Genomic DNA, 19,894 nt, shown 5'->3' with positions numbered 1-19,894 from the left:
CTTTGAATTTATATTTTATACTCGTTTGTGATTTTGAAGCTTCGAATGGTATTCGTCCCTGTATTCGTCAGGGTAATGATCGGATTGGCCCGCACGTCTCCATCTGAGTCAATGGCAATGACTTCAGGCACTCGTGTAATGGTCACCTCTTCCACACGCTCGTCACTGTCTGGAAAGGGATCGTACATCTTTAATGGGATATCCAACTGCCTGTTCACGGATGACGCATCAAAATCCATCGTCCCCCGAAACTGGGCGACATACCTCCGGCCTGGAATGTCGGAGAAACGAACTTCCAGTTTTTCGCGTCTAATGTTAAATATCGCAGCGAGCTTTGCCACCGTCCGATGATAGTCGTCCAAAATAAAAAGACTCAATCGGATGATTCGAGTCCCGTACGTGCTGCCAAAATCCAACTCCCCATCTGAACCGGCCAGCTTTATTTTGTTTTCCTCCGCCTCTGGTAGGACGGGGATGGTCCTGGAAAGGACGGTTACCGGGAGCTCCTGACAAAGCCATTGCCCGTTCACGGACACATCAAGCATTGCTCTTCACCCCCCTCGTCTGAAGCCTGCGCGCGACTTGTTCACGCTCATCATACAGGGACTGGATATCCGCTTTGTCCGAGAGCTCCACACCGTTCACAGACATATCAATGTGGTTAATGATATCGCCCGATCCGTTCGGATTGGATGGATTCGCAACCGGCACCAACCGGGGAACCTCTAACAAGCGAAACAGGTTTTCCAAGTGCTGCTGGTTAAATATCGCCTCGCCGCCGTGGACGATAGCCGGCATGGGGGCACCAGGAGGCCCCGGAACGATACCACCTACATCAAAGTTCGGCAGCTTTCCAGTATCTTTGCTGATGTTATACAACTTCCGCAGCTGTTCATTCCGGGCAGATAAACGGGCCATTTCCTCCGTATCTCCGCGCTCCTTGGCCGCCTGCCAGGCGTCCTTGTTGGCGTTATACTCCTGAAGGTCCAGGTCGGGATTTGAGACTCCCGAGATCGAAGCAACGGAGGCCATCTTGGCCTTGTACTGCTCCAAAAAGGTGTCCAGTCCGCTGAGAACGGCCTGATTCGCTTCTTCATTCGCGCCAATGCGGAAGTTTTTGATAGCCTCTTCGATGACCTGCACATTATCCTGATAGTTCTCAAAAGCGTCGGAGAGCAACTGGTACCGGGTTTCCGCATCCTCTTTCTCTTGATCGAACGCTTTTTCCCGATCGTCCTTTTCATCTTCAAGCGATTGTTTCTGGTCTTCCAGATCGCGCCGGCGAATGTCCCGGCTGTGCTCCAATTCCATTCGCTCAATTTCGGCGGTGATGTCGGCCAATTCCTTTTTACCTTCGGGTGAAACGGCCGTACTCAACAACTGCTGCCGGGCTCTCTTCTCGGCCAGCTTGGCTTCATAGTCAAGATCACTATTCGCCTGATCTTCCTTCTTCATCAAATCGTCTAGGGCTTTGATTTTTGCGTCCTGTTCGTCGACGAAAGCCTTTTTACGCTGTTCGATGGCATCCAGTTCGGCCTGAAGCGCGCTTTCCATGCTTTTCTTTTGGACGGAAACCAAGGATTCCGTCTCTTTGGTCATATCCTGCAGCAGGCTCTTCTGCGCGCGGTAGACTTCCTCGTCCGCCTTCTTGTATTCATCCGAGTCTTTCTTATACCGATCGCGAACACGGGTCCAGGCATCAAGCTTCATTTGGTTGATTTGCATCTCGGATTTCCCGGACTCCTCCATGCGTCTCTCCTCTTTGTCGATCCATTCGGCCGAAAAATTATACTGGGCTTGGACCAAGTCCTTTCGGGCCTGATAGAGCTGATCGTCTGCGTTTTTATAGAACTCACTCTCTTTGCCGTATTTGTTCCGCAGGCGCTCCCATGACTCGACTTTCATCTGGGCGATTTTCACTTCACTTGCGCCCGACTCCTCCATACGCCTTTGTTCCCGGCTGATCCATGCCGTAGAGGCATCATAATTGGACTTGGCGCTGTCTTCCCGAAGGTGCTTAATCTGCAGGTTCATTTCCCGTTCGTCTTCGATGGATTCCTTCAGATGCACCTTGTGCGCCACCTTGATTTTTTCGAGCGCCTTGATTTGCTGATCGGCGGTTTGGTCGTAATACTCGGCCATGTACCGAGCCGTAGCCATCGCAGCATCATAAGCCTCTTTCCGTTGGTCCTTGGCGATTTCGGCCGCACTCTTTCCGCTGGCTTGCTTGGTGGTGCCCTTTTTGGTCTTGGCTTTCTTGGTACTGTCGGTGGCTCCACCGCCATAGTTCGGCGCTGAGTACTTGAAGGCATCCAAGTTCCCGGAGGTCAGATTCGCCAAAGCACGCTCCGCCTCCAGCTCGGCCGCGGCATATTTATTTTGCTCCGTTGATTTCTCGCCGATCTTCTGATTCAGATTGGCTTCCACACCGGCAGCGGCAATCCCGCCGACGATGCTGAGTACCTTCTTCGCGCCAGTGGTTTCACTAGAAGCTCCAATACTCAGCGCCTTCCCGGATATTTTGCTCATCACACTCGCCAGCTGCTGATAGTTTTTAATCTGAGCCTCCACGGCGGCCTTCTGCGCGGCAGCCGTATTTCTGAGATTCGTGATCTGAGATTTGGCACTCTCCACGGAGGCGGACACCAGGCTTTTCTCAACCCCGATTTGCTGGTTTACTGTATCGATATTTTGAATCCGGATCCGGCCCTGCTCGTCCATCAGAGCGTTCAGCCCGGGGTATTGCGCCTTCAGCGTATTGGTAATGGTCACGAGTTCCTGCTTTTTGGCTTCATCCAATTTCTGTGCCTTATCGAGCTCCTGATACCGTTTGACCAGCTTCTCCATTTCAAGGACTTTGCTGTTCTTGGCCGCGACATCCTGCAGCTCTGATTTTGTCACTTGAATCAAAGCCGGCACCGATTTTTCAAGCTCGCTGCGCATTTCTTTGAGCTTATCCTTCGCCTGGTCGACATTCTCAAAGTCCAGTTCCTTGAGCTTTTCGTCGAACCCCTCGACCGCCGCCTTCGCGATGTCCAGCTCGGATACCATACCGCCGAAAACTTCCCCCGAGCCGCCGGACGCATTTAATTGGTTCAGCCTTTCTTGCCACTGGGCGCGCTGCTCCAGAAGATCATTCAGGGTTTTCACATCATCCTGAAGCTTCTTCACGTCTTCTGCTGTCCGGTTAGCCGGCGATTCCTTCAGCTTTTGATTCAGCAGCTCCTGATTCTCGGCAAATTCAAGCGTTGACTTGGACGCCGCATCGGATGCCACTTTGTAGGTTGCAAATCCTGCGGTGAGGACCGCGATCCCGGTAATCGTCCAGCCGATCGGCCCCATGGCCAGGTTCATGGCACCCAGCGCAGCGGTAACCGCCCCGACGGCCACGGCTAACGTGCCCAGAACCGTAATGAGCCCCAGCACCGCCGTTGCGCCGGCGGTCAGGCCAACGATCAATTCCTTGTTCTCCGTCACCCATGTGGTGAAGCTCGCAATCAGCGGTCCCACCTTTTTCATGATGTCTTCCAGGATGGGAATGAAAGCCGCGCCCAGTTCTTGCCGGGCCGTGACAATCGTTTGGTTGAAATGGGCTTGGGTGCCTGTATAACCATCCATCGCACTGGCAGCATTGCCGGCAAACAGGGATGCCTCCTGCATCATTCCGTTATAGGCGGCCTGCAATTTTTCGGCATCCGTCAGCTTTGCGGCGGACTTTCCGATCGAGGCGGCGTATCGATCGTACATGACCGATAGGTTCGTCGTTACCCCCGCGGCGTCCGTCAAACTGGATTCCTGTTGTTTGATCCCTTGAATGGCCTGTACCACCGCTTCGCCCCAACCGAGGTGAGCTTCCCGGTTATAGGCTGCGGCATCGGATAAAGCGTTAATGAGCTGAATGGACTGCTGCAAGTCATACCCGGCGGCCAAACTGGTTTTGAACGCAGTGGCGGCCTCAGTCGCACTCATAAACCCGCGCTGCACCAGATCGTCCACCGCTTTCTGCACCTCTTGGGTGTTCTGCCCCACGGACTTGGATACTTCAGTCAGACCTTTATAGGCGTTGCTGAGCTGCTGTGCTTCGTGGGTAAGGGTCCGAACGGTCTCAATGATGCCGCTCAGCGCAGCTCCGGCCCCTATCGTCCCGATCACCGTGGACAAGTTACTGAAATTCCGCGTTGTCTTCTGGGCCTCATCTTCTATGCCCTGCATCTGCTGCTTTATGCGAGCAATGTGTTCGCTGCTGACCCCCATGGCTTTCAGCTGCTTATCGACATTTGCGAGCTGCTTTTCAACAACATCAGGTTTTAAGCTAAGCAATTCGGTTTTTATTTTTCGGATTCCCTTCGAATCCACGCCGGCATCCCTCAGTGACTTGGAAACGCCCTTGAAGTCCTGGTTAAACTTCTTGGCTTCATCCGTCACCTGCTTCATCCCGGCCTTGGCTTCGTCCATGCCCTTTTTGAATCCTTCGGCATCCAGACCAAGCGTCGCCTGGACACCGCCGACATTCACCGCATCCGTCATGATTTACCTCCCCTCGATCCGCAGACGCAGGGCGGCCAGTGCCGCTCCGTCAAACTCCTCATCATCTGCTTGGTCCGTTTCAAGAGGCCTAGCGAAATTCTCCACCAGCTCCTTGAACGCTTTTTCCTCCATGTTGGGCGCGATGGATATTTGCAGCTGAGCCAATCGGTCCTCTGCGATTTGCTGGGCTTTCTTCTGCAAGAGAGACGGCAAATCGACCATATAGAATTCTTCCTCCATGGCAGCCGTGGAGACACCTAGCAGTAAAGAGGCTTCCTTCAGCCAATCTTCTAGGGTCAGTTGACCACGCCGGCCGCCGCGGCCGCTTTGTTTGCTTTGGCGAGCACGGCTTGGAACTTTTTTGCGGCTTCGCTCAAATCGTTCTTTTTCACCGTTTTCATGATAAAATCGATCAAATCATTATGATCTGCCGTGTCCTTAATGAACGCTTCATCAAGACCCGTAAGGCCCGCCACCAGCATTACCGTTTCTTCCAGAGCGAGTGAAATGCCCACAATCAGGGAAGCTGTGAAATGATCTGTTCCCCTCGTCGAGAGTACATTGACGATCAACTGCGGCAGCGTCTCGATATTTTCAAAAAGGACCATCCATTTCCCCACGGTTAATTTGGGGATCTCCACCCGTTGCTCGCCAAAATAAACAAAGTCATCATCATTTCGATTGAATTTAAACATGGTTTCCCCTCCTGAATGAAAAATGGCGGAGCGATGAAGCCCCGCCTTGCTTGAATTAAACGGTCGGTACGGTATCTTTGACAACCGAATCGTCGCCAAAGCTGATTAATCTGCCATCTTCCCCTGGGTATCCTTTAAAACTGACGTTGGTGACCAATTCATTCTCGTAAGAGTACGTATTGTTGAGCTGGACCCGCGGTGCCGCCTTCCGCAGGATCACCGTGTCCTCCTCCGTCGCCGACTCTGCCAGCGGAACAATTTTGACGACATCCGCATAATCCATGAGGCTGATAATTTTGTTGGCATATACGTCTACCCGCCGCTTGGTCGGGTCGTCTTTATCGACAACCATCTCGGCTCCCGGAATAAAGGTTTTCAGCTTGTCCAGATCGTTACCGACCATGGGGACATCGACATTCGCGGCGCGCTTCGTGATCAGCTCGTCTACCGGCGTATCCCCCGTTTGGTCGATGGTAATTTCCCGGGTTGTCTCTTCGTATGTCAAAACGACGCCGCCCTTTGTCCTGTCGATGGTTACCTCGTCGGCACCCTTTTTGAACACGACTTTGCATGGACCCAGTTTGATTTTATCGGACATATAATATCCTCCCTTATGCGATCACGCATGTGAAATTGATGGAATATAAAAGCCGACCATTTTCATCGCGGCCCACATAAATCGGGCTCGACTGGTCGGCTGTACAAAAACGGATATGTTCCTCCCCCACATCAAACTCCCGTTTTTGGTGGAGGAAGGTATGAATACGATCGGCCACGGCTTCCGTTTGCACAGCTTGCGCTGCAGGTCCGCGGACAATGACCTGGAATGACGGATGGGCCATGGATGTCCATTCGCTTGGCGCATAACCCCCGGTCAACCGGACATAGGCCGACGATTCTTCGCCGTTCACCGGAAATTCGTTGGCGTAGAAGGTAAAGGCGATCGCTTCCTGCAGGAAATCGGCCAGGGCTCTAGGCTTGATCATCACGTCAACTCCTTTCGGATCTCTTCCGCAATGAGCTGCTGATACCTGCGGTACCTGGCCTTCAAAGGACGCTCCAGAAATTTGGGACCCGTCCCGGGCGTGGTCGGGTCCCAATTGGAGGCTTCATGCAAAAACACCGCATAGTCAAAGCTCCATCCGGATTTGGACCTTTGAATCGCTGAATATGATACCGTTGCGGTGACACGGACGCCGCTTTTTACCTCCATGGTGACTTTCCGGGAAGCTACGAGCGCTCCTTGGTCTTTTGGGGCGAGCCTGGCGGACTCATTTGCCAATTCATTCGCCGCTCTGCCCACACCCCGAATCGCACCTTTCATCACCCTGTCCTGGGCCAGGTCCAGCTGCTTCAGGAAGGCGCTGATGTTTATGTCCAGCATCAGAGATCCACCACCGTCATTCGCGGCCGGTACTCCAAGTCCCGGGAGACCTTGTAATGAATCGGGTTTGACCTTCGCTCGGTTCCGTTCAGGTCCCTCCAGACCAGCTCGTCCGTATATTCGATGGCGACGGCTCCGGGGAGCCGGATATGGACATTACTGACCACATCCTGTCCGTTCTGGTCCTTCACCAAACGCGAGGAGTAATCAATACGGCATCGGTATTCCTTGGGGTCGGCTGCCTCTTTGCCGCCGGCCCAAGGGTCCCCCCCTTTATTTTTGACGATCGTCACGCGATCCCAATACTCCATTAGCCCAGCCTCCAGACATGGCGGCTACACAAGGACTGGATCACCGGAGGAAGGTCCTCCGGCCGGTCCGGCTTCGTATAGGTCACCGAGTATTCACCGTCAATGCGTTCCGTATCCTTGCCCCATTGCCCGGTATACATCATTTTGGCGAGCATCAGGCAGGCCATCTCGATTGTTGACGGGAGATTCGATGCCGGGGCACCGGCTTCTTCGCTCGGCAAGTCGTATCCGCCCTCATAGGTCACCGAGATGTTATAATCTCCGCGAGGCCAGCCGTGGGCGTGAAACAGCATCCCATCGTCGAGCAGCGTGTAATCGGTAATGGGCCGTGAATCCCCATCCAGCGCAAGGATGGAATGGACGGGAAAGTTACGCAAGGCCAGATACTTCGATGCCGTGCCGTTTCGGCGCTCCGTGTAGGTTCCTTTGGCGAACTTGCGTCCGCAGTGATCCTCGATCGCATCACTGGCAACCATCAGACAAAAGGTGAGCCTTTCGTTCTCCGTGGTATCCTCCGGCGGCATGTACAGCATCGGCTTCAGTTTATTTAAGGTAGCGAGCATATTTCCACCCGCCTATTCCTCTTTTTTATCGCTTTTCTTTCCGGTAGCCGGTTCTGCCGCATCTTCCCCTGGCATGTCAGCCAAATACCCGCGCTCTTTCAAGAAATCAGCGCGTTCTTTGCTGTCTGTTTCATATTCTGAACCGGTCAAATAAAGCTTCTGGGTGTCCTTGTCCCTGAAGTCTTGAATAACCTCATATTTTTCCTTCTTCGCTGCCATACTCAACGACCTCCATATCGGATGATTTTTTTCAAAAAAAAGGACGGTTCCCCGTCCCCTACACTACCGGCGCGACATCAAGCTGACCATAGATGACTGCGCCCGGATCCCAAATTTTAATGTCATCCCGCATGATCGTACGCAGGTCCGTCGTATCCCGTTTGAACGCATCCCCGCCCTCTTTGGTCGAAGCCAGTTCAAAGAATTTGCGGTTAAACAGCACGACGCCTTGCTTCAAATCGCCAACAATAAACGGCGCTTTGCCGTCGACGCTTGGCAAATACCGATTGGAGGCTACCGCAACCGGCAGGCCCTTGAAGAGCTTGCGCCCAGCCTGCGTGATGTCATCGGTCAGCAAATAACGACCGTTGGTGTCCTTTTGCTCGTCCAGCCAGTTATAGCCGTCCTGGTTGGTCAGAATCACGCTGTTGGCGCTGATCGCAGGGTCCAAGCTGACGTTGATCGCCTTCTTCACGGCGTCCAGATTATCAAATGCCGTTTTGGTGAAGGTGTTGAGCAGACCTGTGATCAGCAGGTTGCGCGTGACGACCGCTTTACGCCCGATCCAATCGGTAATGTAGTTCAGAATGTTCTGATCGGAATCGGAAAGCAGTTCGTTCGTGATTGGCAGAATACCCGCCCGTTTTTTGACACTGTATGAAATCAAGTTAAATTTCGGGTTATCCGTTTCCGGAATCAAGCCGTACTCCTCGACCAACTGGAACGGAGTCATGTCCTCGTTTTTCTCCAGGACCCGGCTGCCCGACAAGGCGGTCACGTTTTGCACGTTGACGTATTGGGACAGGTCGTTGAACGATCGAATGACCGTATTGATTTTGGTTTGAATATCTTTGGGCACAATCAAACCGGAGTCCCCATCCGGCTGGCCCGTCGCCCCGCCCTCGTGCATGACGGCACGCTGCTCATATTCACGGATGATGCTCCGCTCATCGGTTGAAATGCTGCGGCGGCGGATGCCCTTCATGAATACGCTTCGGTACTCATTTTCCAGCTCGTCCTCGCTGCGCTTGTCCCGTTTTTCGTCCTCAAATTCACGACCGGGGTTATAATCGCGTTCTTCGTCATCTTCCAGTGACCGCTGGACCTCGATTTTTTTCTGCAGAGCCCGGACGTCGTTCATCCGTTTTTCGGCTTCATCCACCTTGTCCTGCCCCATCAGGGAACGAACTTCGGCTTTCATGTTATCCAGCTGCTCCAGCAGCGCGCGCAATTCTTTTGTCATTGGGTACCTCCATAGGGTTAGTTTTGGTCACAAAAAAGGAGTCGATCAAGAGAGATCGAGCTCCAAGGCCAACATCCGTTTCCGGTATTCATGCAGCGAACGCTTCTCCTCCGCTTTAAATTCTTCAAGGGAGCGAACGGAAACCTCATTTTCCGGATAGGCTGCAAAGGGTGTCATTGAAATCTCGGGCAGGGTCGCATTCAGCACGGTCCGCTTATACAGCTGCTTCCCGTCACGCTCAATTTTTGACCAGCGGTCCCCGTTCGTGCGGATATTAAACCCGAACGAAACGCCGTCGACGTCCCCTCTTTGGATGCTTTCATAGGCATCGTTCCCCCAGCTGCTGTTCGGCAGGTCCAGTTCAAAGCGCAGCTCGGCGGCTCCGTCAAATAGCCGCAGGGTGCCGGACTTCGTATTTCCGAGAATTTGATCCGTCCGATGGCACCATAACGAAATCGTGTTGTTCTCCCGCATAAACTCGGAGAACGCACCCGGGGCAATCACCTCGACAAATTCGTCACCATACCAATCCCGCATGACCTGGGATTCGGAGTCATATTTGATAGACCCCGTAATGGTTCGTTTCTCGCTGTCGCCCTCGGTCTGCCGGATCTCCAAGCTCACCGGGACAGCTCTTTGTTCAGGTTCATGTGTCTTTGGACTCTTCTCCAGTTCCTTCACCCCCTTTCACATACTGCTTGCCTACCATGGTCAAAGGAATCATGTTGCCGTTAACAATCAATTGATCCCCGCCCTCAAGTGGCTCCCATTCCTCTTTGGCCCGCGCCTGGTTAGGCGACATGAAGCCGCCTTGAATCGCTTCCTTGTACGCTGCGAATCTGGTTTTGATATCCGCGCGGAGGATGGCGTCGACATTGAACCTCGCATAGTGCCCCGCATCCAGCTCGCTTTGGCTGAACAATTTAAACGTCATTTCCTGCTCGTACATGGTGAGAATCGCCTGCAGGGTATCCGTATAAAATTGCTGCTGTTGCTGCTCGATATTGGTATGCGTTGCCTTGGACAGGTCGTTGAGTTGGTGCATTTTAATGCCCCAAGCCGCCGCCAATTGCCGAATCGTCAATTCCGTGTTTTCCAGAAACTGCGCATCCGCCATGTTCAAACTGATCGGCGTAAATTGATAGCCGATCGGCAGCAATGAAATCCTGTGACTGTTGCTCAGACCGGAGGACATACTCTCAAAGTTTTCCCGGAACACTCTTTTCGCCGGTTCGTCCAAGGTGCCGGAATATTGAATCAGTCCCTTGGTCTGTAGCCCGTTTTTGTAAAAGTTATTGATGAACTTTCCGGCGGATGCCGCATTTTCAACGGTGGATCGTAAGTAGTCAATCGGCGATATTCCCACGATGCCGTCCAAAGTGATCCCGTTTTTAAAATGGAGCATGGCATCCGGCATGACCTTCCGCTTTAGGCCGTTACCGATATCAATTTCATACCAAAGGCGGCTGCGGCTGTTAATCCAATCCCCCAAGATCCCTGCATCATCGACCATAATCCTCACTTTGCTGGCATCCACCGGCCAAAGCCCAGCCACCTTCCCGGTTCTGCGGTTGAAATCGATGTAGGCGTACGAGTTTCCATAGATACTCCCTTGCGCCTCGATGCATTTCCAGAAGTCAAAGGCCGACATATACGGATTGGGCCGCAGTTTCAGGAGGCTGTACAGCTCATGCCTCGCTACCTTTTGAATGCCGTCATCGTCTTCCTGGTACACTTTGAGCGGCAGCTTGGCTACCGATTCGGACCGGATTCGGATGCAGGCGTATACGGTTTCAACGCGAAGCGCGCCTTTTCCGCGTACATTCACATCCCCGACTTCAATGCCAAGCATCTCCAAAAGCCGGCGGTCGTTGAGATCGACCGTTTCCGGGGCGCTGCGCTTCTCCATGGCTTTTCTAAATAGCATTTACACCTTCACCTCCCCCTGGGCGGCTGACGCGCCATACGGGCCAGCACAACGCCCACAGCAACCAGTGCTCCTCCGATACAGTACAAGCCGGCAGTTGTACTTAACCTGAAGGTGGCGGAGATAATGAAGATCAAGCCGGCAGAAATCAAAAAATCCTCCGCATAGTCGCGCAGGAACTTCCATATTCTATTCATTTTTAAGCCCCCACAGTTTTTTTAACATATCATCCTCGGCAAACTCCGAAACATCAATTTCCGGAAGAGCCAAGGAAGCCCGGACATGCGCGTCAATGGCCGCGGCCACCGGGTCGATGCGGTTTGTTGACTTCTGCTTATCCAGCAGGACATTTTCTTTCGGGTCCACCTTAAGAACTGCGTTCCCCATGGCCCAGGTGAGCAGCTGGTCCTTGCCGTGAATGATCTTCTTCTGCAGGACCAATTCCCGGAAATTCTTGATCGGCTCCGAGAGGGTCTGAATTCCCTGTCTGATTTCCACGATGACATGGCCTTGGGCGGCCATATTTTGCGCAAATTGCGTCGCCTGGTATGGGTCATAACATATTTCCTTAACCACAAATCCCATTTCTTTGGACTTCTTCTCGATCCAATCCTCGATCCACTTCTGATCGACGACCGGCCCCGGCGTGATCACCAGCCAGCCCTTCTTGATATACATATCATACGGCACTTTGTCCGTTTTCTTCTTCCGCTGCAGCGTGTCTTCCGGCATGAAAGAACAATGCAGTAGATAGAACTTTCCGTCAGGCAGCGGAAATTCGAAGACCACGGATGACAAGTCGGTTTTCATCGACATGTCCACGCCCGCGTAACACTCCAGCCCCTTGATGTCCGGCGGCTCGTCGGTCCCGCACGCTGCCCAGGCATCCATCGGCATGTATTTCTTCTCCCCGCCGTTGATCCAGACGTTCATGTTCTTCGTCAAGAAGTCTTCCATTTTCTCCGGCGCATTCAAGGCGTTCCGCAGGCGCTTGCGGATGTTTTCCTTTCCTTCCGGGTAGGAACAGGCAATCGGGTTTGCTTTTTCCCATACGGATTCATCCGTAATATCGTCGATCAGGTTGCCATCATCGTCTTTATCCAGCTCATTGACCATGGCGAAGTAGTCATCATTCTCCATGGGGTCACTTGGATTGAGCAACCTGGAGACCATTTCGTATTCGATCCGGTAGCAAGGGCTGTTCAAGTTCTTGCCAGCGGTCGTAATAATCATCATGAGGGGCTGCGGGCGTGCAATCATCCCCGAATCGATAACATCATACATCTCTGTCGTTTCATGGGCATGATATTCGTCTACGATTCCGCACTGCGGGCTGAATCCATCGCCCTTTTTGCCGTCCTCTTTACTGAGCGGCTTGATAATGGACCGGCTCTTGAGATGATTGATGACGCCGTAAGAGGTTTTGAACTTGCCTTTCAGCTCCGGGCAGCGCTCGATCATGACGTCGATTTCGTTCCAGACGATTTTGGCCTGGTCCTTTTTGGTGGCCGTGCAGTAAACCTCCGCCATATCCTCGCCCATGGCTGCACTTTCGTAAGATCCGGAAACGCCCAAGCTTTGCGACTTGGCGTTTTTCCGACCTACCTGCCAATAGCCGTACTTGAACCGGCGATAGCCCGTCTCCCGATGCACCCAACCGTAAATATTGCCGAAAATGAAATACTGGATGTCATGAGGCACCAGCCTTTGACCCTTGAGTACCCCCTTTGTATGCCGAAACAGGTGCATCCACTCAAAAAAGCGCATGGCCTTGTCTTCGTCGAATACATACGGGAACTCATCCGTGTTCTCCCTGCCAATATCCCGCAAATACCGCATGCATGCCCAAATATGTTTCTTACAGGCGACCACATGCCCATCGATGACATCCCGGGAGTAGTCGATCAAATATTGCTTGATCACTACACATCCCCGAACCTTTCATCAAACCCGGTTTTCTCCTGCTCCTCTTTTTGAGGAACAACCAGCTTGCAACGGGAGGAGATCGTCAGACCCAGATCACTGGCCGCCTGCCGGCACTGTTTAAACAGCTTGTCCTGGTTCAGCAGCAAATCGGCATAAACGCCACTCACCGACTCGATCAGGGTCGTATTTGGTATATGCTCCCCTTCCACGTCGTTGTATTCGTCCTTTTCATATTGAACGATCGGCGAACGTTTCAGGAGCTCATCCGTGACCTGCAGGTACATTTTTCTCGATATCAGATACCGAGCCAGGGCATCCACATCCAAATTTGACATGATGCCAATCTCGATCAGATCATCCGATATTTTTTTGAAATCCCGGCGCAGGTCCTTCGGCAAATACGACGGCGCCCGAATTTTATCAGCTGGAGCTTTGATTTCAGCTGCCTTGCGTTCTTCAATTTCTTGTTTGGTCAGATTTTTCTTTCCCTTGTACAAAAGCAAATCAATCGGCTGCCGCGGTCTCGCCATCGAATCGCCCCCTTTCCGAAATTTCATTTAGGGAATTTTGTTCATACAAGAGGACCCATCCGGTTTTGTCCCTACCCTCGCAAAATTCTCACCCCGCCCCTCCCCCTCGGAGGATGCGAGTGACCATTCGCGAGTCCGAGTTGCAAGATGTCTCTAAGGGTCCTTTCCGTTCGTCTGCGTTGGTCTGCCAAATCCGCCATCCTCTGTTGCGGTCTTGATATCATGATGCCTTTTACAAAGGGGCTGCCAGTTGTTTTCGCTGTCCCAGAATAACGCTTTGTCACCTTTGTGCGGAATGATATGGTCGACCACGGTTGCCTCCGTCAGCTGCCCCTCATTCATGCAGTGCGCACACAATGGATGCTTCTTTAGGTACCCGGCCCGGGCAGACCTCCATTTGCTGTCATACCCTCTTTGCGTCGCTGTCTCTCGATTTCGGTCCTCGTACTGCCTCTGCTCTTTCTTGTGAACAGGGCAGCGGTTACCATCGGTGGTTAGTTCCCTACAACCAGGATGGACACATGGACGTTTAGGTTTGGTTGGCATGTCTTCATCACTCCTAAGCTTTTGTCGACACTTCAATAAAACAGAAAACAGCCGCATAAATGCGACTGTTCATCCTTGCTTATTTTAATATTTCTTTCAGTATCCATAATACTTTTTCCCGACCTGCAGTGCCTCGCGCTAATATCACATAGTTTCCCAAGTCGCCTCTAAAGGCGACTAATCAGCTTCATCATCTGAATTTTCTAATAAAGCAGGGTGTTTTTCCTCAAGGAATTTATCGAAGTTTGTCTGGATTCTTAGTGCTTTCATTTTTGAATCAATAATTTCCAGCAAACTCTTACCTTGCTCTATCGCTTTGAAATCCTTAATATTGATATCGATAATATATGTACGATCCTCTAGTTTCTCCCTAAGCAAGAATACTTTCCTCGTTAATCCGGTTGCTGAATTCCAATTACTCCCGGCAAGCCCATAGTAAGAAAAAAGAAGACCACTCTTAGATTGATTTGAGGCAAGAAGTGTATAGAACTTTCCAACCCATGTTACACTGATTTTTTTATTATAGTTCTTACATTCCGAGAGAAACATTTCCCCAGGAAGAGGAATAAACTCCTTTAGTCTTTTTCCAATATAATTTAGCTCGAGAAGATGGTCAATTTCATTGGTGGTATTCCTTATATTCTTATACACGTCAAACACACTGGATTTTTCAAGGAGAAATGTCACCAAATTCTCTAGAGCTTTTCCCTTATCCGCTGTAGATGCTTTACCTGATCCTTCGTGTAAATTGATTAGCTCTTCAAGAAGAACTTTATATTCATGTTTGTCTTTTTCATCAAGTCTGGTGATTTCTCTAAACCTCTTTTTCTCATCAGCAAATTGACTTAAGAAATATTCTTTAGCTGTAAGCCCGAAGTCACTCATCAGAAACCACCTTGTAAATAACTATGCTGTCATTAATCGGATCTAATTCAGTCATACATTCTTCGCACTCAACATATTGTGGCAGTTGGTTAATTGTTTCGTATCCAATCCCTGTAAATCTCCTGCAAGCTCTACAGTATAACTCGTAATGTGGTCTTATTATCCCAAGATCCTTTATGGTTTCTAAGATGCTATATACTTCACTCATCGGGATATCTAGATGTCTTATTAATGCGCCTGGGTAGATATAATTTCCTTGTTTATACGAACTGATTATCGAGAGTAAGGTCTCTAGTTTGCTCGGCGTTATCTTTTTCGATTTCTCTAAGCTCTTTTTGATTTTCAATAATATACTCGGTGACATAATTCATCTTCTCCATCTCAGAATGACGACCGTAATACTGTAATATTGTATAATCTTCATCTGTGACACCGAACTTGAACTTTACTTTGGTCTTGTCGCTTTTCCAAACTAAAGTAATCCATGGTAAGTCCGCGAGAGTTTCGGTTTCAGTGACGAAGGTTTCAAGTAACTTTTTTATTTCTGGATTGTTATCAAAAAGTTCTTGATTAGCTCTTATCAATTCCTTCAATTCACCGAGTAAAGGAAGAACGTAATTTTCATTGATTCCATTTTCAAGTATAGCCTTTCCGCCTTTTTGGAAACTCATTGATTGAGCATCTACTACAACTTCGGCTTGCTTATTTTTTTTAATGTATTCAATAACTGGAGGGAAATTAACTGGTGTAAAAGAAGCCTGAAGTTTTCTTTCAAACCAATCTAGAACAGAGTCAATTTGTGATTCATAGAATAAATCAGTTGGTCTATAAATCGCACCTGCGCTATCCAATCTCACTTCAAGGATATTCATGTGCTTAAAATAAATACCCAGAATAGGGTATTTGATTTGTTTTTTCTCTTCCGATCCGGGAATATGACCACTTAGAACTTTACTAAACTTAAACATGAAAACATTCTCAATCACCAGACTAGTTGGTTTGGCAACACCTTGTAATATATTTGTAGAGAAATCATGATTATAACTAGGACTTAAAAAGTCGTTAATTTCCCCTTTATCTTGTAAGTCCTTAATTAGATCTTCATTTATTTGATCTACATGAAATACTGCAGCGTATTTATACGATTTGTAAAATTCGTTCCGCTCGATATGCTTTACTGCTTTCTGTTCACGGTCAATAGCCAGTGAAAGTTGCTCAATCGTACTTTCTACCTCTGATAGATCAAGGATGTCTTTGCCTCGAGGTGTCTTCTTCCCTTTTTTTAAAAGCAAAACCTCTCCCTTCTCCATTTTTTTTAGTAAGCTGTCTTGCATATACTTTGGGTATCCTTCAGATATCGTAGATGTTAATAACTTTTTGTAAGAGGATTCAGAATCATTAACATTTTCTGCTTCAAATATATCCGTCATATAGACCACCTGTTTTATCATTTTGGGTAATTCTTCCTAAAATAATAACACAGATTATAGAAATAGGAACCATTTAGAAACAGATTTTTGAATACTGTAACATAAACTGTACCGCACCGTTAGCGGCTCAATTTATACAAGCAGTTTGATTCAGCGAAACATTCTCGGCAGTGCTCTGGATCACATACCTTGCCTCCTTATAGGTCTTGGACAGGCTCTACCCTCCTCAATCTTTTCCTCGACAGCTTTTTGGAACTGCTCATAATTCATAACCATTCTCCTCTGCTCTATGAATTATCCATATCTTATATAGTGAATAATTGCTGAACGCTGTGTATCCGTTGGCCTGCTTGGTTTTCAGGATTTCCCCTAAATGAATTCAGACTATGTCTCGTTTTGAATAACTAAACCCTAAAACTGCGGGTTGCTGCGTTAATGGTATCCTGAACGATTCCGATATACCGCAGTGTGAACGCTGGGTCTGAGTGGTTAAAGATTTTCTGCAGCATGGCAATATCACCGGTCTTTTTGTAAAAGAAATAGCCATACGTCTTTCGGAGTGAATGGGTGCCAATTCCGTTTACCTTGTATTTCTCTCCAAGCGAACGAAGGATCTTGTAAGCCATGTTTCGGGTGATCGGCTTATTCACGCCTTCACGGCTTCGGATAAGGTATTCGTCATCGTCCCGATCCTGAAGGAGATCCAGCAGCCCACGTCGTACCGTAGGATTCATTTCGAATGTCTTCTGTTTTCCGGTTTTAATCTCGGTCATGTACAAATACTTTTGCTTCAGGTCTCTGACCCTCAATTGCAATATATCCGAAATACGAAGTCCAGTATTTATACCGACTTCAAATAATATGTAATTACGCAGATTCTTCCGGTTTAGCAAATCTTTCTTTATGGCTGCGATGATTTCGGGATCCCGGAAGGGTTGAACGAATTTCATCCCTTATCACCTACTTTGGGCATGGAGCCCTTGGCACATAAATCATTAGGTTTGGAGCAGAACTGAGCAGATGCCTCCCATTTGCCCCATACACATCCTCTGCATTTTAATGGCTGCTTTACTAACGGCTTGTCTTGATTCACAACTCAGCACCTCCTATGGGGCGGGATAAGAAAAAGCCACCCGTTAACCGGATGGCAACAAAAAAAGGATATGAAGAGAATTTTGACCGGCCTTAACAGGATTCGAACCTGTAGATACCATGAAGGCCATAATATAAAATTGCGGTGCTCTTAACCGCATCCCCACAGTCCGCACCCTTGACGATTCACGTCTAAGGTCATATGATATGACCCACAGCACAGCCGAGCGCCTACAGCGATAAGGGGCAGTAGACATGTACCCAGGTAAGATTTACCTGTGTCTACTGTATCCCTTAGTCACTGTCAGAACGCCGTCATGGTACCACCGGATTACCCTCACTTTTTGGGAAGGAATCCCCACAATTTCAGGCTGTCTGCAATAGCTTCTACACCTTTATCAATGTAACGATCTACAGTGCTATCGCTCATTTTTCCCCGATAGAAAATGACCGTTTCTTTATAACGTCTGATCTTGAAATACCTGTGCTCGATAACACGTTTTATTTCCGGGTCTTGGATCAAGTTGAAAGCCAGTTCTATATTTTCGACTTCTTCCTTTCTTAGCAAGTAGACCTTCTGCTTTTGCTCTGTCAAAGTGGACTTCTGGGCAAATGCTTCTACCATCTGCTTGTTCTTCATGTAGTTCTCTAAAAGCTTGCGCGTGAACAACTTATCAGCAGCCGTAACTGACGGAAAGAGCTCCCCTTGCTCCCATGATTTTTCTGCCAATAACATTCCCCTCATTCCCCTCATTTGGTATAATTTAATGAGAGGAACATTTGTTTGAGTCCACCGTGCGACGGCCAAATCACTGCGGTGGATTCTTTTTGTGTCCAATCATATTACCCCGGGAAAGTCGAATAGGTCGACCTGCCCTTCCTTCATCACCTCCTTTGCAGTGGAGTCAGCAATCAACCCTTGTTCGAGCCATTCAGCCGGCGCTGCTTGAAGATAATGGGGCCAAACTGGCTCCCCAACCTTGGAATATCGCGGGTTTTTATTTGCTGCCTTCTGGGTCCATACCCAATACGTTTGAGCCCTTACGGTATTGCCAGACATGCTTTCTCCTCCTCCGGTAGTAATAACCCTTGCTCACAGAAACAAAAGAACATTGTCGCAAAAGCTCGGTTTCTGATTATGGTGTAAGTGTCCTTGGATATTGGACGGTCAAGGAGTGTTTCGAATACCACTTTGTCACTGCAGTAGAAGTCATTCATGTATCGTTTTGAGATCAGTTCTTTTTCTCTTGATGCAAGGCGCCCCACGGCTGACTCTACAGCCAAAACATAGCTGTCACGTTCCGGATTCCCCGGTATCCTTTTACATAAGTCGTATTGTTCAAAAATGCGTCTCATCAAGCGATTTAATTCAATATTATTAACATCTGGAACAACTGACTTCACTACCAACTTGTACCCTCCTGTTCTGGATAGAGGCAGGAATATGCCTCCATCCTTGATAATTCATCGTTAATTGCCTTAATGGCTGCTAGGACTGGGTAAATTTGAACTGGGTTAACGGCATTCCCCAAAGCCTTCAGCCGGCCCACACGATCTTTAACACCAGTTGCAACTCTTGGTGGCTCCCAATCAAATTGTGGTTGCCCTATACCTGCAGGCCATCGATATTGGTCCACCCAACTGGAAAGCCCATCAAGCACTCCACCCAGTCTGGATTCAATTGTCCGCTCTGTTCTGATGCACACATTGAGAGATTCACTTGCTTTCCCTTCTCCACTCTGCGTCGAATTGTAGGATTTGAAAGATTCCCTCTGTCCCTGTTGTCCGACGCTTGCGGGGTAGGCCAAAGCCTCACCGCCCCCGGCAAACCATTCCTCGGATCTTCTGCATTGATGTTCCCTCTCTTTTCGGGATCGTTCGCTCTTGGTGTCGGCCACATCCTCACCTGATCGTTCAAATTCTGGCTCCATCCATGTTCGTGTTTTCTGTCTTGACGGGGAGAGCTCGGGTTGTCTCCACTCCTGAAATCCCTTGCTTGTGGAGTTGCCCATAACCCCTTTTTCCAGTTCGAGATGTCTGTCCTTAGTGACTTTCCCTGTCCGCCCCCGTGACTCCCTACAGCATCTGATGCACTCGGTGTACCCCAAAACGATGACCCTGTCTCTTCTGTGCGGTGCACCGACGGCAGCAGCCGGAATAACAATCGCTTCTGCGGTGTAGCCGTCGTCTTCCAAGTCAGATAGCACAGTGTCGAGCCCCAAAGAGACGTGCCCAAACACATTTTCACCAATAAACCAACGGGGTCTGATCTCCTTAATGAGTCTGCGAACTTCTGGCCAGAGCCAGCGGTCATCTTCCTTGCCTTTTCGCTTCCCGGCAGTACTCTCAGGCTGGCAAGGGTATCCTGCGGAAATAGCGTCAATTGTTCTACCTGGGCCAATGATTCCATCCTCCTCTAGCCTTTTGGCTGTTAATGTACTTACATCGTCATATATTGGAACGTTGGGCCAGTGCTTTCTCAGCACCTTCTGAGGAAACAGCTCTCGTTCGCAAAATGCTACCGTCTCCATACCGGCCCAATGTGCTGCCAAATCTATTCCACCGATCCCATTGAAAAGGCTAAGCTTCCTCATTTGTTTTTATCCCCTCCTGTTC

At 49.5% G+C, this 19,894-nt stretch carries 24 protein-coding genes; all 24 read right to left on the bottom strand.

What is annotated here, in order from left to right:
- Nucleotides 1-8: 8 nt before the first annotated feature.
- The 24 genes from ABIE48_RS04185 to ABIE48_RS04070 all read right to left on the bottom strand — a co-directional run bounded on the left by ABIE48_RS04185 (nucleotide 9) and on the right by ABIE48_RS04070 (nucleotide 19,872).
- Entirely contained in the window at nucleotides 9-545 is a 537-nt protein-coding gene (locus ABIE48_RS04185) for a phage tail domain-containing protein (RefSeq protein WP_192716574.1), read from the bottom strand.
- The gene (locus tag ABIE48_RS04180) at nucleotides 538-4,527 is read right to left on the bottom strand and encodes a phage tail tape measure protein (protein ID WP_192716573.1); all 3,990 of its coding nucleotides are present in this window, start codon (nucleotides 4,525-4,527) and stop codon (nucleotides 538-540) included. Before ABIE48_RS04180 ends, ABIE48_RS04185 begins: the two co-directional genes overlap by 8 nt.
- A 3-nt stretch (nucleotides 4,528-4,530) precedes the next feature.
- Complete coding sequence (locus tag ABIE48_RS04175) at nucleotides 4,531-4,767, bottom strand: hypothetical protein (protein ID WP_192716572.1); 237 nt, start codon at nucleotides 4,765-4,767, stop codon at nucleotides 4,531-4,533.
- Nucleotides 4,768-4,823: 56 nt separating this feature from the next.
- Nucleotides 4,824-5,222, bottom strand: a complete 399-nt coding sequence (locus tag ABIE48_RS04170; RefSeq protein WP_192716571.1) for a hypothetical protein — start codon at nucleotides 5,220-5,222, stop codon at nucleotides 4,824-4,826.
- 55 nt (nucleotides 5,223-5,277) lie between these two features.
- Complete coding sequence (locus ABIE48_RS04165; protein ID WP_192716570.1) at nucleotides 5,278-5,820, bottom strand: hypothetical protein; 543 nt, start codon at nucleotides 5,818-5,820, stop codon at nucleotides 5,278-5,280.
- Nucleotides 5,821-5,833: 13 nt separating this feature from the next.
- Nucleotides 5,834-6,208 carry a minor capsid protein gene (locus ABIE48_RS04160; RefSeq protein ID WP_192716569.1) on the bottom strand — a complete coding sequence of 125 codons (375 nt, stop codon included), beginning with the start codon at nucleotides 6,206-6,208 and terminating at the stop codon, nucleotides 5,834-5,836.
- Complete coding sequence (locus tag ABIE48_RS04155; RefSeq protein ID WP_192716568.1) at nucleotides 6,208-6,606, bottom strand: hypothetical protein; 399 nt, start codon at nucleotides 6,604-6,606, stop codon at nucleotides 6,208-6,210. Before ABIE48_RS04155 ends, ABIE48_RS04160 begins: the two co-directional genes overlap by 1 nt.
- The gene (locus tag ABIE48_RS04150; protein ID WP_192716567.1) at nucleotides 6,606-6,917 is read right to left on the bottom strand and encodes a hypothetical protein; all 312 of its coding nucleotides are present in this window, start codon (nucleotides 6,915-6,917) and stop codon (nucleotides 6,606-6,608) included. The genes ABIE48_RS04155 and ABIE48_RS04150 overlap by 1 nt, the downstream gene beginning before the upstream one ends.
- Nucleotides 6,917-7,480, bottom strand: a complete 564-nt coding sequence (locus tag ABIE48_RS04145) for a phage gp6-like head-tail connector protein (RefSeq protein WP_192716566.1) — start codon at nucleotides 7,478-7,480, stop codon at nucleotides 6,917-6,919. Before ABIE48_RS04145 ends, ABIE48_RS04150 begins: the two co-directional genes overlap by 1 nt.
- Before the next feature lie 12 nt (nucleotides 7,481-7,492).
- A complete protein-coding gene (locus tag ABIE48_RS04140; protein WP_192716565.1) occupies nucleotides 7,493-7,699 on the bottom strand; it encodes a hypothetical protein in 207 nt (68 codons plus the stop codon).
- Between the two features lie 58 nt (nucleotides 7,700-7,757).
- Nucleotides 7,758-8,942, bottom strand: coding sequence for a phage major capsid protein (locus ABIE48_RS04135; RefSeq protein WP_192716564.1), 1,185 nt, complete (start codon nucleotides 8,940-8,942; stop codon nucleotides 7,758-7,760).
- A gap of 45 nt (nucleotides 8,943-8,987) precedes the next feature.
- Entirely contained in the window at nucleotides 8,988-9,566 is a 579-nt protein-coding gene (locus ABIE48_RS04130; protein WP_354518348.1) for an HK97 family phage prohead protease, read from the bottom strand.
- A gap of 22 nt (nucleotides 9,567-9,588) precedes the next feature.
- A complete protein-coding gene (locus ABIE48_RS04125) occupies nucleotides 9,589-10,869 on the bottom strand; it encodes a phage portal protein (RefSeq protein WP_192716563.1) in 1,281 nt (426 codons plus the stop codon).
- A gap of 8 nt (nucleotides 10,870-10,877) precedes the next feature.
- Nucleotides 10,878-11,066, bottom strand: a complete 189-nt coding sequence (locus ABIE48_RS04120) for a hypothetical protein (protein WP_192716562.1) — start codon at nucleotides 11,064-11,066, stop codon at nucleotides 10,878-10,880.
- Complete coding sequence (locus ABIE48_RS04115) at nucleotides 11,059-12,792, bottom strand: terminase large subunit (protein ID WP_354518345.1); 1,734 nt, start codon at nucleotides 12,790-12,792, stop codon at nucleotides 11,059-11,061. Before ABIE48_RS04115 ends, ABIE48_RS04120 begins: the two co-directional genes overlap by 8 nt.
- Nucleotides 12,792-13,325, bottom strand: coding sequence for a phage terminase small subunit P27 family (locus ABIE48_RS04110; protein WP_192716561.1), 534 nt, complete (start codon nucleotides 13,323-13,325; stop codon nucleotides 12,792-12,794). Before ABIE48_RS04110 ends, ABIE48_RS04115 begins: the two co-directional genes overlap by 1 nt.
- Nucleotides 13,326-13,478: 153 nt before the next feature.
- Complete coding sequence (locus tag ABIE48_RS04105) at nucleotides 13,479-13,667, bottom strand: HNH endonuclease (RefSeq protein ID WP_354518343.1); 189 nt, start codon at nucleotides 13,665-13,667, stop codon at nucleotides 13,479-13,481.
- A 381-nt stretch (nucleotides 13,668-14,048) separates the two neighbouring features.
- Complete coding sequence (locus tag ABIE48_RS04100) at nucleotides 14,049-14,756, bottom strand: nuclease-related domain-containing protein (RefSeq protein WP_192716559.1); 708 nt, start codon at nucleotides 14,754-14,756, stop codon at nucleotides 14,049-14,051.
- A gap of 260 nt (nucleotides 14,757-15,016) precedes the next feature.
- Entirely contained in the window at nucleotides 15,017-16,207 is a 1,191-nt protein-coding gene (locus tag ABIE48_RS04095) for a hypothetical protein (protein ID WP_192716558.1), read from the bottom strand.
- 383 nt (nucleotides 16,208-16,590) lie between these two features.
- Entirely contained in the window at nucleotides 16,591-17,136 is a 546-nt protein-coding gene (locus ABIE48_RS04090) for a tyrosine-type recombinase/integrase (protein ID WP_192716557.1), read from the bottom strand.
- 479 nt (nucleotides 17,137-17,615) lie between these two features.
- Nucleotides 17,616-18,014: a hypothetical protein gene (locus ABIE48_RS04085; RefSeq protein WP_192716556.1), complete on the bottom strand. Its 399-nt coding sequence runs from the start codon at nucleotides 18,012-18,014 to the stop codon at nucleotides 17,616-17,618.
- Nucleotides 18,015-18,116: 102 nt separating this feature from the next.
- Nucleotides 18,117-18,338, bottom strand: coding sequence for a hypothetical protein (locus tag ABIE48_RS04080; protein ID WP_192716555.1), 222 nt, complete (start codon nucleotides 18,336-18,338; stop codon nucleotides 18,117-18,119).
- The gene (locus tag ABIE48_RS04075; RefSeq protein ID WP_192716554.1) at nucleotides 18,320-18,688 is read right to left on the bottom strand and encodes a hypothetical protein; all 369 of its coding nucleotides are present in this window, start codon (nucleotides 18,686-18,688) and stop codon (nucleotides 18,320-18,322) included. Before ABIE48_RS04075 ends, ABIE48_RS04080 begins: the two co-directional genes overlap by 19 nt.
- Nucleotides 18,682-19,872 (bottom strand): DNA cytosine methyltransferase, encoded by a 1,191-nt coding sequence (locus tag ABIE48_RS04070; protein ID WP_192716553.1) that lies wholly within the window; start codon nucleotides 19,870-19,872, stop codon nucleotides 18,682-18,684. The genes ABIE48_RS04075 and ABIE48_RS04070 overlap by 7 nt, the downstream gene beginning before the upstream one ends.
- Between the last annotated feature and the right edge of the window lie 22 nt (nucleotides 19,873-19,894).

It is taken from the genome of Paenibacillus sp. OAE614, assembly GCF_040546645.1.
Classification (GTDB): domain Bacteria; phylum Bacillota; class Bacilli; order Paenibacillales; family Paenibacillaceae; genus Paenibacillus_AQ; species Paenibacillus_AQ favisporus.
The sequence above is the reverse complement of the archived record's forward strand: the minus strand, read 5'-3'. Positions and strand labels throughout refer to the sequence as shown.